Here is a 13,778-nt window from a genome sequence, read left to right on the forward strand (position 1 = left end):
CGTCGTGGCTAAGGTTCCGGACAAATTTCCCTCAAGACCGGGCCCGACGGAACCGCCCATAAATCAGGCCTGGCGCAATGCATTTCCGGCGATGGTCCTGAAAAAACAGCTTTCATAGCCGCCCGATTGGTGCTTTAACGCGTCCATCCACAGGGGTGCTCCGTACGGTCGGGGCTGAGACGGGGGCGGCAAGCCCACAGACCCTAGAAGCTGATCTGGGTAATACCAGCGGAGCGAGGCGGGCGATGTTTTCAGGCGCACAGATTTCCCTATATCCCATGTCCGGCGATTTTGTCGGCGTCATCCTTGGCGCGCTCGGGGCACTGGACCCCTATCGTGATCGACTGCGGATCGAGACCGACGATATCTCGACCTTGCTTGTCGGGCCGCCCGAGGTGCTGTTTCCTGCCATGCGCGACCTGTTCGTGGCGGCAGCGCGCAGCGGCAAGCATTGCGTGCTTTCGGCCGCCATCTCGCGCGGCTGCCCGGGCGAGCCGGACGATCCGATCTGCCGCTCCGACGCGTTTGGCGGACCTGCCGGGCCGCTCGGCCCGCGCAAGGAAGCCGCTATCGCCGCCGTGCGCGGCGTGGCCGCCACCGGCCAGCCGGCGGCGGCGCAGTTCTCGCTTTATGTCATGGGCACCGACGACCACATGGACGAGATCTATGGCTGCATCGACTTCCTGAAGCAGTCGGGCGTATATGAGCGCTCCAAGCATTTCTGCACAAAGTTGCGCGGCGACGCAGGCGCCATTTTTACCGCACTCAACGAGGCCTTTTGCCGCTTCGGGCCGGGTGCCGGCCACGTAACGCTCGACGTCACCGTCTCGGCCAACAGCCCCACCGCCGTCTGACGGCGCGCCCCGCGCCATCCGCTCCAGGTACCTGCGTGTCCTCCCCGTCCGCCCCTTCGCGTCCGATCGTGGACCTCATCGCCAGAACCGCTCCGGCGATGCTTTCGGTGGGGCTGCTGCTAGCCGCGTGGGAACTCTATGCGCGCTTTGGTGGCATCAAGCCGACAATCCTCCCGGCGCCATCGCGCGTCTTCGCTCAGGCAATGCTCAACCGGCACGCGCTGGCCGATAACGCCGTGCCAACCCTCCGTGCCACGCTCGCAGGCTTTGCCTGTTCGCTCGGCGGTGCCTTTGCGCTGTCGATATTGATCGACTTCTCCCAGCCATTGCGGCGCGCCCTTTTTCCGGTCTTCGTGGTCAGCCAGACCTTGCCGCTGGTGGCGATTGCACCGCTGGTGGTGCTGTGGTTCGGCTTTGGGCTGATGCCCAAGATCATGCTGGTGGCGCTGGTCACCTTCTTTCCGATGTTGGTGGCTTTGGCCGAAGGATATGAGGCGACGGAGGCTGAGATCGGCCAAATGCTGCGCGCCATGGGGGCAGGGCGCTGGCGTGTCTTCGTCCTGGCGCGGCTGCCCTCGGCGCTGCCCTACTTCTTCGCCGGTGTCAGGATCTCGATCACCTATGCTGTCGTGGGCGCCATCTTCGCCGAATATGCGGGCGCGGCGAAGGGCCTCGGCATCTACATGCTCAACGCCAAGAACAACTTCCGCCCGGACCTGGTGCTGGCCGCCGTCGCCGTCAGCGCCGTGCTGACGCTCGTCCTGTTCGGGCTGACGATGCTGGTCCAGCGCCTTGCCATGCCATGGGAACGGACCGCCGGCGGGCGGGCCGCAGGAAAGGGGCCGTGGCGATGAACCGGCTCGAACTGCGACATGTGCGCAAGGCCTTCGAAGGACTCGACGTGCTTGCCGACATTTCGCTCAGCGTCGGCGCCGGCGAATTCGTCTCCATTCTGGGCCCCTCCGGCGCCGGCAAGTCGACGCTGTTCCAGTTTCTGACCGGCGCGCTTCACGGCGAGGGCGAGATATTCTTCGACGGCAAGCCGCTCGATGACCACGGCCGGCATTTCGCTTTCATGCCGCAGCGCGACGCGTTGATGCCTTGGCGGCGCATTCTTGACAACGCCACGCTCGGGCTTGAGGTGCAAGGTGTCAGGCGCAAGGCTGCCCGCGCTCGCGTTGCTCCGCTGTTCGAGGAATTCGGGCTTGCCGGTTTCGAACGGCATTTTCCGGCGCAGCTTTCCGGCGGCATGCGCCAGCGCGCGGCCTTGCTGCGCACCGTGGTGCAGGAACGCGATATGCTGCTGCTCGACGAGCCGTTCGGCGCACTCGATGCGCTGACCCGCGCCGCCATGCAACGCTGGTTGGAACAGATGTGGCGGCGCCACTGCTGGACGGCGCTGCTGATCACCCACGACGTGCGCGAAGCTGTGTTCCTGTCCGACCGCATCTATGTGCTTTCGGCGCGGCCGGCGCGCGTCGTCGCTGAGATCACCGTGCCGCTGCCGCGTCCACGCGAACTGGCCGGCGGCGCTGCACGGCAGGCCGGCACCCTCGAAGCCGAGATCCTCGACATCCTCCTCAACCCGAGCCACCAGAAGGACACGGACCATGACTGACCTGACGCGCCGGCAAGCCTTGCTGCTCACTGCCGCTGCCGGCCTTCCCCTTATAGCCCGGCCAGGCCGATCTCTTGCCCAGGCGGCCGCCCGGAAAGTAACGGTGGCGCTGGACTGGACGGTCAACACCAACCATATCGGCCTGTTCGTCGCTCGCGACAAAGGGTTTTACAGCGAGGCCGGCCTCGAGGTCGACATCCTGCCCTACAGCGATACCGGTGCAGGCACGCTGGTTGCCAACCGCGTTGCCGATTTCGGCATCAACGGCTCCATCGGCCTCTTCACCCAGAAAGCCGCCGGCGCCGATCTCAAGGCGGTCTATGCCGTGGTGCAGTCCGAAACCGGACGGCTGGTGTTCAATGCAGCGCGTGACGAGATCAAAACCCCCAGGGATCTTGACGGCCTGACCTATGGCGGTTTCGGCAGTGCCTGGGAAAACGCGCTGATCTCGACCATCATCCGTCACGACGGCGGCAAGGGGGCTTTCGAAACGGTGACGCTCGGCACGTCCGCCTATGAGGCGCTGGCCAACGGTTCGGTCGACTTCACGTTGGAGGTCTCGACCTGGGAAGGCGTCGAGGCAGAACTGAAAGGCGTTAAACAGCGAAGCTTCGTCTATGCCGACTACGGCGTGCCCGACGAGCACACCACGCTGATCTCCTCTAGCGATGCGTATCTGCGTGCAAATCCGGAATTGGCGTCGGGCTTCATACGGGCAACGCGGCGCGGCTACCAGTTCACCGTCGATCATCCCGAAGAAGCGGCCACACTGCTGATCGCCGCCAACAAGGACGCCCTGACCAATCCGGCATTGATCCACGCCTCGCTGAAGACGCTGATCGACGGGCACTATCTGCGCCGGCGAAACGGCGCCATAGGCAGCATGGACCCGGCCAAGATGGAAGCGATCGGTTCCTATCTCTTCGCCGCCGGCATCCTCCGGAACGGGGACGGCGAGCCCGTTGCCCGGCAACCGGATTTTGGCAATTATTTCAGTAACTTCTATTTGGGGTAGGGATCAAACCGCATCGGGCGCCAGCGCTGCTCAAGCTGATTGCCTTTCGTCAGCCTCGTCAGAGCTGCGCCCAAGGCAAAACCTTTACCGCAATAAAGCACAGAGCGGCGACTGCCATTACGCCCAAACCACTCCAACGCAAAATCCGCGCCCTCCCGAAAAGCCCGTCTAATCTACCCCAAGGCTCAGTGCCTTCTTGCGATCGGCCTGAGCACGCTTGCGGTTGCCCTTGGCTTCCCACGCCCGGCTCCGCGCCTCGTAGGCGGTTGCGAAATCCGGCTTAAGCCTTATCGCCTGGCTGAAATCCGCGATGGCCCCTTCATAGTCCGCTCTGCTGGTTCGGATCACGCCTCGACCGAAATAGCCAAAGGGGTTCTTGTGATCGAGGCTGATGGCCTTTTCGAAATCGTGCAGCGCGGCGACGTCCTCGTGCCCTCCCATCCATAGGAGGCCTCGATCGGCATAGACCCTTGCGTCCGCGGGGTTGAGATTGATGGCCTTTTCGAAGTCGGCAAACGCCCCGTCGTAGTTTTCCTGGAAACTGAGGTTCTGGCCGCGACTGTAGTAGGTCTCGGCTATATTCGGATTGATCGCGATCGCCTGCGTGTAATCGGCAACAGCATGAGCATAATCGTTCTTGGCCTCCCAAGCCATGGCCCGGGCCAGATAGGCGTCATGAAATGCCGGGACCAGTGCGATCGCCTTGCCATACAGGGCTATGGCGCCGTCATAGTCATTTTTCTCATGCAGCCTCCGACCCTTGGCGAAAAGCGCCTTGGCGGCCGAATCAGTATCGCTCGGTGCGGCCGAACCGGCGGCTGAACTGGCGGTGGCCGCCGCCGAGCTGACGGCGCCGAGCGTGGCGGCCGCCATATCGCCCTGTCCCTTCGCAGCCACAGCCGCCTTGCGGGCGACCGCGTAATCGCGATTGTCGGGATCGAGCTTGATCGCCTGGCCGAAGTCGGCGATTGCCTCGTCATAGTCCTTCCTGTCAGCACGCGCCATGCCGCGCCCGTAATGGCTGGCGTCGTCTTTCGGATCGATCTCGATGGCTACCGAATAGGCGGCAATCGCGCGCCCCGCGTCGCCCTTGGCGTGCCAGGCCATGCCCATGCAGAAGTAGGCGTCGCGCGCTTTTGGATCGAGTGTTGAAGCCCGGCTGCAATCGGCAAGAGCGCCTTCGGCATCGCCTGACGTGATCTTGGCGAGGCCCCGGCGAGAATGAGCCGCAGCAAAATTGGGGGCGAGCTGGATGACCGTGTCGTAATCGGCGATCGCTTGCTCGTAAACGCGTTTGGCGGCCTGGGCCTTGCCGCGGCCGTAATAGGCGAACCGGTTGTTCGGATCGAGCGCAATCGCTTTGTTGTAGGCGCCGATCGCCTGATCGTACTTGCCCATGTCCAGGAAGGCATCGCCGCCAAGGATCGCTTCGAGGGCGCGCGGATCGGTCGCCTCCAGAACCCTTGCGGCCAGCGTGTCTTGGGTAGCAGTGATATCCGGAACGACGGCTCGCTGCTTTTGCTGTTGGGTGTCCGGCAACGGTGCCGGCTTGCTTTGGTCGGCGGCGAGCTGAGCGCCGCAGCTTCCTGCCCGCGTCGGATCAAGCTCGATGGCGCGCAGGCAATCCGCCGCCGCTCCGGCGCTGTCTCCCTTGAGTGTCCTTGCGCGGCTGCGCCCGAGATAGGCGTCCGCATTGTCGGGATCGAGGCTGATCGCCTTGTCGAAATCGAGAAGCGCGCCTTCGAGGCCATATTTCGACAGCCGCATCCCCGCACGCTCGATCAAGGTCTTTGCGGCTGCGCGATTGCTGGTCGTATCCTTGGCGGCGGATAAGTCCTCGCCGGGCGCCTGTTCAGCATCGTCATCGGTGACAGTGGGATCGAACTCACTCTCGGCGGCGCGGGCGATACCGCGTTTGACATTGGCCAATATGTTGTTGGGATCGATACGGACCGCCTCGTCATACTCGGCCAGGGCCTGTTTCGGGTCGCCCATCCTGTCCCAGGCGATGCCCAGGCCCGCATGCGCCTTGCCATTCTGAGGGTCCGCCTCGATTGCCTGTTGGAAATCGATGATGGCCGCGTCGATCTTGCCCTTGTGCAGGAAGGCGAGGCCACGGTTGCTGTAGGCATCGCTGGAGGACGGCTCCAGGCTGATGGCGATGTTGAAGTCCGCGATCGCACGGTCGTCGTCTCCATTGCTGAACCAGTCGGCGCCGCGGTTGAGATACGCGGAAGCGTCGTTCGGATCGAGCGCGATCGCCTCGCTGTAGTCGGCGATCGATCGGTCGTATTGCTTCTGGTCGCCGAGAGCGACGCCCCTTTGGAAATAGGCTGTGGCGCGGCTGCGCGCTGGCTCTGCGGCGTCCTCCGCAATCGCGGAGCAGGCAACAATGCGCTTGTCCGACTCGATGTCCTCGCCGAAGCAGGTTGCATAATCCTTCTCGGCTGCGAGCGCAGGCGTGTTCCGGGCGAGAGCGGCGCCAAGCCCGGCTGAGGGCCACCGGTCGGGCGCAAGGCTTGTCAGCGCGATCGCGGCGGCGAGGAGCCCCGCATCCTTCCACCTCATCATATCGCTGGTCCCCCCAAAACTTTAATCCGCCTTGGCAGCTAGGTTCCCTACTGTTCCTTATTTGTTCCAGAAATGCAAGCATGAATTGCAAATCCGCTCTCACAGATCTGACGATGCAAGATCGAGATAAGTCGAAGTGGATCCGATCTTGACGCTCAACCGCCTGTTTTTGCTGTCGGCTTTATCCTTCTACAATCTCGCCGTTTACGCCGTAGTCACGTTCCTTCAGCTTTATCGTATCCTGCGCGTCGGCCGGTCGGAAAGCCCCCCCATTGCGGCAGGACTGCTGCACGAATTGCGCCGTCGCCTTCTCGACGTCATGCATTAGGTGGAACGCGAACGCGTTCAAAGCGTTGTCTGTGAGCAACATTCTCAACCCAGAAGTGCCGAACCGGCGCGCAAGTGCCTGCGGGAGTGGAAGCCATGAGTCTTGGAACCATCCTTATCATCATCCTTATCCTCGCCCTGCTCGGCGGCTTCAGTGGCCTCGGCGGCGGTCCGTTCTACGGAACCGGTTATTATGGTGGCGGCGGGCTGGGGCTTGTGTTGCTGATCGTCATTATTCTGGTCGTGCTCGGACGCATCTAAAGCGCGTCGTGCACGTCGTTCTCACAAGGCGAGAGCCGCTTTTGGGCGACATGCATTGTTTGGGCGACATGCATTGGTCGCTGATCGCGATCCCGTGACCAATGTCGATGCCGGTGCGCACCGGATCGTGATGCGGGCAAACAGGCTTGTGATCGGGCCTCTGGCGAAACTCCCGTAAGGTGATTTCGGTCCACACCCCCCGTGGAAAGCAAGAGGAGAGGTCCCACCCCTTGTCCTCCTCCAAGGCCCGCCCCGGTTCCCGGAGCGGGCTTTCGTTCTTCTGCCGGTAGGGTCACCGCAGCAGGATCGCGACACGGTGCGACGCGTCCAGCACTGGGGAAATTCCTTCTTCGTTGCCGCCTGCGGCCGGCGGATCGTCGAAAGCAGTGCATCGGGGCACATGACCCGTCCCATTGACAAGTCCGCTATACGAGGAGAGATTAAACAGGACTAGACAGGTTCACTATACAGGTACGAATATGAAGCGGAGCGCGATCAAACTGTCTCCCGGCACGGGCAAGCCCGAGCAGATCGCCACCGTTCTGGAATACGAGATCCGCTCCGGCGTGCTGGGTTTCGGCGACCGTCTGCAAAGCGAAAACGAACTCGTGCAGCGTTTCTCCGTCAGCCGCAACACGGTGCGCAAAGGCTTGGAGGAACTTTCCAGCCGCGGATTGATCACCACAAAGGTCGGTATCGGCTCCTTCGTCACCTTTGACGGCAAGCCGGTCGATGATGCGATCGGCTGGTCGCGCGCGCTGGCCAATGCCGGCGCCAACGCCGAAACGCGGACGCTGCGGCTGGAGGTGATCGAAGACCACGACCTTGCCGTGCTGTTAGGCGTCGAAAGTCCGCTCTTCATCGCCGTCGACCGGGTCCGCACCAATGCCAGCGACGGCCATGCCATCTCCATCGAACGCAGCCGCCTGCCGCTGTCGCCAGAGCTGGAGGACGTGCCTCTGCGGGGCTTGCGCGAAGGCTCGCTGCACCAGACGCTACGCGAAGCGGGGCTTGTACCCGACCATGGCGAGGAGTGGGTCGACATCGAGATGTTGAACGCCCATGACGCCGCTATCCTCGGGTGCCCGCAAGGCACACCCTTCCTGCGCGGCCGTCGCCTGACGCGTGCGGCCGATGAGCGGCCGGTCGAATATGTCACCAGCCTGCTCAATCCCGCCCATTTCGCGCTGCATATGAGGTTCTGAGCGATGCCGGAGAACGAGCTTGAGATGGACCGCGCCATGGGTGCGCTCGTCGGCGGGGCGCTGGGCGACGCGCTCGGCATGCCGACGCAGCTTCTGTCGCCTCAGCGCATCGCCGAACTCTACGGCCATGTCGAGGATTTCGTCTCGCCCTTTGCCGATCATCCGGTGTCGAAAGGGCTGCCGGCCGGGACTATCACCGACGATACCGAGCAGGCGCTGCTGCTCGGCCGCATCCTGGTTGCCTCAGGCGACCGCTTCGACCATGCGCGCTGGGTCAACGCGCTGCTCGACTGGGAGCGCGAGGTCAAGGCGCGCGGCAGCTACGACCTTTTGGGACCGTCGACCAAGCGCGCCATCGACGCCATCAACAAGGGCGTGCCAGCCGAGGAGGCTGGGCGCGGCGGCGACACCAATGGCGCGGCCATGCGCATCGCGCCGCTCGGCATCATGATGCAGCCGGAGCCGCTGGATGCGCTCGTCGACAAGGTGGCCGAAACCTGCCGGGCGACACACAACACCTCGATCGCCATTGCCTCCGCCGCGGCGGTCGCGGCCGCCGTCAGCCGCGGCATCGCCGGCGGCGACTGGCGCGCCGCGTCCGACAGCGCCGTCGCGGCGGCGAGGCGGGGGGCGACACACGGCCACTGGGTGACCGGCGGCGACATCGCCGCGCGCGTCGCCTGGGCGCAGGATCTGATCCGCGGCAAGGCGCCACGAGACGCGGTCCGGCTGATCACCGATCTGGTCGGCACCGGCGTTGCCAGCCAGGAGTCCGTTCCGGCCGCTTTTGCTGTGCTGGAGGTCGCCGGCGGCGATGCTTGGCAAGCGGCGGTCATCAGCGCCAATCTCGGCGGCGACACCGACACGATCGGCGCCATCGCCGCAGGCATGGCCGGCGCCTGCACCGGCCTTTCACGATTGCCGCAGGACCGCATCGCCCGCCTCAAAGGCTTTGACATGGCGGGCGTTCGTGCGCTCGCCGCCGATCTCGTCGCGGCGCGGACCTCGCACAGTCGCCTGGAGCAGGCCGGCCCCGGCAAGGACGCGGCGGCATGAGCGCGCGTCTCGTCCATATCGCCAGCGCGGTGGTCGACTATGTCTACCGTATCGATGCCTTGCCGGCGCCGGGCACGGAGAAGACGGCTTCGAGCTATGCGCAGGTCGCCGGTGGCGGTTTCAACATGATGGTCGCGGCAATCCGCACCGGGATGAAGGTGGTATTCGCAGGCCAACTCGGCAGCGGACCCAATGGCGACTTCCTGCGCGCCGCCTTCGCCGTCGAAGATATCAACATTCTGACGCAGCCTTCGCCTCTGATGGATAGCGGCAACTGCGTCGCCATGATCTCCAGCGATGCCGAACGCACCTTCGTGTCGTGGCCGGGGGCGGAGAGCGTGCTCAGCCTCGACATGATGGCTCCGGTGCTGGTCTCGACCGAGGATTGGGTGTTCACGTCAGGCTATACGCTGAGCTATCCCGGCAGCCGCGACGCGCTCACCGACTGGATCGAGACGCTGCCGGCGGACATTCCACTTGTCTTCGACCCGACGCCGGTCGTTTCGGACATTTCGCGCGCCACCCTGTCGCGGGTGCTCGCCCGCACGACCTGGCTGAGCTGCAATACGACGGAAGCTGCCGACATTGCCGGCCCGGGCGATGCCGACGCCCTTGCGGCGCGATTGCTTGCCGATCATTGTCCCAAGGCCGACGGCGTCGTCATCCGCTGCGGCGCCAGGGGCTGCCATATCCGACTGGCGGACGGTTCCGCCGGGACCATTCCCGGTTTCAAGGTGGCGGCGGTCGATACCAACGGCGCCGGCGACACTCATATTGGCGCCTTCGTAAGTGCGCTCGCGCGCGGCATGCTGCCTTTCGAGGCGGCGCGCTACGCCAATGCGGCGGCGGCCATTTCGGTCACTCGCCATGGCGGTTCATCCGCGCCCACAGACGCGGAGATCCGGACTTTCCTGAGCCATGCCGACGGTGGCTCGACCGGCGCGCGAGGCCAGAACCGGAAGGCCCATCAGACAGCCTGATTAAGCCCGGGAAGCGGGCAAACAAAAGAGAGGAACGAACATGCGCATGCCTGACTTTACTGCCCTGCTGACGGCGACGGCCGTCTTCACCTCCGCACTTACTTTTGCCGCCAAGGCCGATGAAGTGCACGTGCTCAACTGGAAGGGCTACGGCGCCGACGAGCCATGGGCGATCGCCGCCTTCGAGAAGGCGACCGGCCATAAGGTGGTCAACGACTTCTTCAATTCCGAACAGGAAATGCTGACCAAGATCCGCACCAATCCCGGCCTCTATGACGTCGTCATGATCAACGCCGCCTTCAACGACCAGGCGATGGCTGAAAAGCTGATCCAGCCGATCGACACCTCCAAGCTGCCCAACTATGCCGATATCAGCAAGGACAAGGCGAACTCGCCGATGCTCGACCATGACGGCAAGGTCTATGGCGTGCCGTGGGTGTGGGGCCTGACCGCCCTTGCCATCAACGAAAAGTCCTTCGACAAGCCGCCGACGTCGATCGCCGAAATGTGGAATCCCGCCCACAAGGGCCGCGTCGTCATCCGCGACGACGCCGTCGAGGCGGTGCAGTTCGGCGCCATCGCGACGGGCCAGAACATCAACGACATCAAGGATATGGACGCGGTCAAGACGAAGCTCACCTCGCTGATGCCGCAGATCAAGACCTTCTGGAGCTCGGAGAACGACTGGAACCAGATGGTGGCTTCCAACCAGATCGACATCGGCACCTATTGGAGCGGTTCGGCCGACCGCGCCAAGACGCATTTCAAGCTGCCGGTCTCGCTCGTGATCCCGCAGGAAGGCGCCGTCGCCTGGCTGGACGCCTTCTCCATCCCGGTCGGCTCCAAGAATGTCGCGGGCGCCGAAGCCTTCATCAATTACATGATCGATCCGAAATTCTATGTCGAATGGGTCACCAAGGTCGGTGCACCGGTGTCGGCCAACACCAAGGCGGTGGAAGCGTTGCCCGAGGATTCGTTCAACCGCAAGGTGATGGGTGATCCCACAGTCGCCAAGCGCATCCAGTTCCAGGCTCCGATCACCGATGCGCAGCGCGAAGCTTATCTTACGCTCTGGCAGCAGCTCAAGGTCGACGTGAAGTAAAACCCGCGCCAGGGCCAGCCGGCGTTCGCGCCGGTTGGTCCTTCCAATCCGGGGAGGAGGATAGCATGGCAGCAGAGGGTGCGGTCGCAGTGCGCGGCGGGCTGAGGTCGGCACTGCCGCTGCTGGCGCCCGCCTATCTCTGGCTGACGGTGGCGATCTTCCTGCCGTTGTCGGCCATGGTGTTCTTCTCGTTCATGACCGACCTGCCGCTGACGGGAAAGCCGTGGGCGTTCACGCTTGGCAACTACGCCGCCTTCTTCTCGCAGAACCTTTACCTGACGCTGCTGCTCGCCTCGCTGCGCCTCGGCCTCGAGGTGACCTTGTGGTGCATCGTCATCGGCTATCCCGCGGCTTATGTACTGGCCAAGGTGCTGAAGGGGCGCAGCCGCGAGGCGATCTTCCTGCTCGTCATCCTGCCGTTCTGGTCGAACGGGCTGGTGCGCATCTTCTCCTGGGCGATGGTTCTGCGCGAAGGTGGCATTCTCGACACCGCGCTCAACGCTGTGCTGCCGTTCAAGATCAACATCGACCTCATGTATTCCTATCCGGCGATCATCATCGGACTGGTGCACTCCTATGTGCCCTACATGGTGCTGACCTGTTATCTCACTTTGCAGGCGATCGACGATTCATTGCTCGAGGCCGGACGCTCGCTCGGCGCCTCGCGGCTGCAGGTGCTGAAGCGGGTCATCATCCCGCTGTCGATGCCGGGCCTGGTGGCGGGCGCGGCCCTCATATTCGTGCCCGTCGTCGGCTCCTTCATGGAGCCGCGGATCCTCGGCGGCCGCAGCGGCACCTTTTACGGCACGGTGATCGAGGACCAGTTCGTCGCCGTGTTCAACTGGCCGCTGGGGGCCGCACTCTCCTTCATTCTGCTGGCCGTCGTGCTGATCATTCTGGCGCTGGCCGCACCGGTGCTGCGGAGGGTGGCGTGATGGCGACGACGCGTATCCTGGAGTGGCTCGGCCGCTTCTATATCGCGGTGCTGCTCGCCTTCCTGTATTTGCCCATCATTATCATGGCGCTGATGTCGTTCAACGTCTCGCCATTCTACCAGCTGCCGTTCGAGTGGACGACGGAATGGTACGCCTCGCTGTGGCAGAACGACCAGCTCATCGCCGCCACCTGGAACAGCATCGAGATCGCCGTCATCACCACGGTCATCTCGACCGTGCTCGGCTCGGCGGCGTCCCTGGCGCTCTACCGCAATGAATTCCGCGGCAAGAAATTCCTGCAGGCGCTGTTGTTCCCACCGATCGCCATTCCCTGGCTGATCACCGGCACGGCGATGCTGATCTTCTTCTTCGGCATCGGCATTGGACGCGGCCTGTTCGCCATCCTGCTCGGCCATGTCGCGCTGGCGCTGCCCTATGTCATCGTCGTCGTCTCGGCCCGGCTGCAAACCTTCGCGCCGGAGTTGGAAGAGGCGGCACGCTCGCTCGGGGCCAATCAGTGGCAGGTGACGAACCGGGTTACGCTGCCGTGGATCATGCCGGGTGTGATCGCGGGCGGCTTGTTTGCGTTCGCCGTGTCGTTCGATCAGTTCGTGGTGTCCTACTTCCTGGCGACGCCGGGGCAGACGACGCTGCCGGTCGAGATCTACGCCGCGATCCGCAAGGGTTTCACGCCCGAGATCAACGCGGTCTCCACCATCATAATCGTGGTGTCAATGGCGCTGATGCTGCTCACAGCGCGCTTCTTCAAATTCGGCGGAGAGAAATAATGGCGGGCGTCCAGGTATCAAACGTCTCGCGCAGCTTCGGCGCGCACAAGGCGTTGGACGACGTCTCGATCGATTTCGTCGATGGCGGCTTCTACGCGCTGCTTGGGCCATCAGGCAGCGGCAAGACCACGCTGCTCAGGCAAATCGCCGGCTTCGATTTTCCCGACAGCGGCCGCATCGCCATCGGCGGCGAGAGCGTCGAGCGGGTACCGGTCGAGAAGCGGCGCATCGGCATGGTGTTCCAGAACTACGCGCTGTTCCCCAATATGAGCGTCGCCGACAATGTCGCCTTCGGCCTGTCGGTGCGCGGCGAGGCCAAGGCGGTGATTGCCACCGAGGTGCAACGCGCGCTCGACCTCGTTCAGCTCGGCTCGCTCGGCGGTCGCAAGCCGCATCAGCTCTCCGGCGGCCAGCGCCAGCGGGTCGCGCTGGCGCGCGCCATCGTCACCAAGCCACGCGTGCTTTTGCTCGACGAGCCGCTCGGCGCGCTCGACAAGGCGCTGCGCGTCGACATGCAAATCGAGCTCAAGCGCATCCAGCGCGAGATCGGCATCACAACCATTTTCGTCACCCACGACCAGGAAGAGGCGCTGACGATGAGCGACCGCATCGGTATCTTGCGCGATGGCCGGCTGGTGCAGGAAGGGCCGCCGGAGGAGATCTACGACAGGCCGAAAAGCGAATTCGCCGCCATCTTCCTCGGGGATGCCAACATCTTTCGCGGCGATACCACCGGCAACGGCATCCGCTTGGCGGACGGCACGACGATCGCCGCCGGGGCCGGCGGCAGGCTTGCCGCCGGCGCAAAGGCAAGCTGCGCCGTGCGTCCGGAGCGTATTCGGATTGCCCTGGATGCCGGAACTTCGGGCGGCGATGACAACATACTGAAGGGCCAGGTTTGCAAACGCATCTTCGCCGGCAACAACAGCACCTACTTTGTCGAGCGTGCCGGCCAGACGCTGAAGGTCATCGTCCAGAACACCGGCGCTGACAGGCTGGCGGAAGGTCAGCATGTCGTACTACGCTGGTCCCCGCAGAGCACGGTGTTGATCCCTGCGGGGTAGTT

The 13,778-nt window shown here is 63.9% G+C and carries 14 protein-coding genes and 1 riboswitch; of the genes, 13 read left to right on the forward strand and 1 reads right to left on the reverse strand.

All coding sequences use genetic code 11. From position 1 onward, the window contains the following. Positions 1-141: 141 nt before the first annotated feature. Positions 142-255: riboswitch (TPP riboswitch) on the forward strand. From FJ946_RS25415 to FJ946_RS25430, 4 genes are all read left to right on the forward strand, one after another. Next, positions 246-854 carry a YkoF family thiamine/hydroxymethylpyrimidine-binding protein gene (locus tag FJ946_RS25415; RefSeq protein ID WP_140630751.1) on the forward strand — a complete coding sequence of 203 codons (609 nt, stop codon included), beginning with the start codon at positions 246-248 and terminating at the stop codon, positions 852-854. Its footprint overlaps the riboswitch before it by 10 nt. 98 nt (positions 855-952) lie before the next feature. Beyond that, a complete protein-coding gene (locus FJ946_RS25420; RefSeq protein ID WP_140500165.1) occupies positions 953-1,708 on the forward strand; it encodes an ABC transporter permease in 756 nt (251 codons plus the stop codon). Next, positions 1,705-2,472, forward strand: coding sequence for an ABC transporter ATP-binding protein (locus tag FJ946_RS25425; RefSeq protein ID WP_140515907.1), 768 nt, complete (start codon positions 1,705-1,707; stop codon positions 2,470-2,472). The genes FJ946_RS25420 and FJ946_RS25425 overlap by 4 nt, the downstream gene beginning before the upstream one ends. After that, positions 2,465-3,487: an ABC transporter substrate-binding protein gene (locus FJ946_RS25430; protein WP_140515905.1), complete on the forward strand. Its 1,023-nt coding sequence runs from the start codon at positions 2,465-2,467 to the stop codon at positions 3,485-3,487. The genes FJ946_RS25425 and FJ946_RS25430 overlap by 8 nt, the downstream gene beginning before the upstream one ends. A 168-nt stretch (positions 3,488-3,655) precedes the next feature. Here the strand turns inward: FJ946_RS25430 and FJ946_RS25435 are convergent, their stop codons facing one another. Next, positions 3,656-6,058, reverse strand: coding sequence for a tetratricopeptide repeat protein (locus FJ946_RS25435; protein ID WP_140567588.1), 2,403 nt, complete (start codon positions 6,056-6,058; stop codon positions 3,656-3,658). Between the two features lie 148 nt (positions 6,059-6,206). Between FJ946_RS25435 and FJ946_RS31315 the strand changes: the two genes are divergently transcribed. The 9 genes from FJ946_RS31315 to FJ946_RS25480 all read left to right on the forward strand — a co-directional run bounded on the left by FJ946_RS31315 (position 6,207) and on the right by FJ946_RS25480 (position 13,776). Beyond that, the gene (locus FJ946_RS31315; RefSeq protein ID WP_246673058.1) at positions 6,207-6,386 is read left to right on the forward strand and encodes a hypothetical protein; all 180 of its coding nucleotides are present in this window, start codon (positions 6,207-6,209) and stop codon (positions 6,384-6,386) included. Between the two features lie 95 nt (positions 6,387-6,481). Continuing rightward, positions 6,482-6,646 carry a DUF3309 family protein gene (locus FJ946_RS25445; RefSeq protein WP_023757858.1) on the forward strand — a complete coding sequence of 55 codons (165 nt, stop codon included), beginning with the start codon at positions 6,482-6,484 and terminating at the stop codon, positions 6,644-6,646. 479 nt (positions 6,647-7,125) lie between these two features. Continuing rightward, positions 7,126-7,851 carry a GntR family transcriptional regulator gene (locus FJ946_RS25450; RefSeq protein WP_140499919.1) on the forward strand — a complete coding sequence of 242 codons (726 nt, stop codon included), beginning with the start codon at positions 7,126-7,128 and terminating at the stop codon, positions 7,849-7,851. A 3-nt stretch (positions 7,852-7,854) separates the two neighbouring features. Beyond that, positions 7,855-8,907 carry an ADP-ribosylglycohydrolase family protein gene (locus FJ946_RS25455; RefSeq protein ID WP_140499917.1) on the forward strand — a complete coding sequence of 351 codons (1,053 nt, stop codon included), beginning with the start codon at positions 7,855-7,857 and terminating at the stop codon, positions 8,905-8,907. Further along, positions 8,904-9,887 (forward strand): PfkB family carbohydrate kinase, encoded by a 984-nt coding sequence (locus tag FJ946_RS25460; RefSeq protein WP_140567586.1) that lies wholly within the window; start codon positions 8,904-8,906, stop codon positions 9,885-9,887. The genes FJ946_RS25455 and FJ946_RS25460 overlap by 4 nt, the downstream gene beginning before the upstream one ends. A 40-nt stretch (positions 9,888-9,927) precedes the next feature. Next, entirely contained in the window at positions 9,928-10,989 is a 1,062-nt protein-coding gene (locus tag FJ946_RS25465) for an ABC transporter substrate-binding protein (protein ID WP_140499914.1), read from the forward strand. A 65-nt stretch (positions 10,990-11,054) separates the two neighbouring features. Next, on the forward strand, positions 11,055-11,924 hold the full coding sequence (locus tag FJ946_RS25470) for an ABC transporter permease (RefSeq protein ID WP_140521545.1): 870 nt from the start codon (positions 11,055-11,057) through the stop codon (positions 11,922-11,924). Next, positions 11,924-12,712, forward strand: a complete 789-nt coding sequence (locus tag FJ946_RS25475; RefSeq protein WP_140521546.1) for an ABC transporter permease — start codon at positions 11,924-11,926, stop codon at positions 12,710-12,712. Before FJ946_RS25470 ends, FJ946_RS25475 begins: the two co-directional genes overlap by 1 nt. After that, positions 12,712-13,776, forward strand: coding sequence for an ABC transporter ATP-binding protein (locus FJ946_RS25480; RefSeq protein WP_140567583.1), 1,065 nt, complete (start codon positions 12,712-12,714; stop codon positions 13,774-13,776). The genes FJ946_RS25475 and FJ946_RS25480 overlap by 1 nt, the downstream gene beginning before the upstream one ends. The last annotated feature ends 2 nt before the right edge of the window (positions 13,777-13,778 follow it).

Source organism: Mesorhizobium sp. B2-4-7, from assembly GCF_006442685.1.
GTDB lineage: Bacteria > Pseudomonadota > Alphaproteobacteria > Rhizobiales > Rhizobiaceae > Mesorhizobium.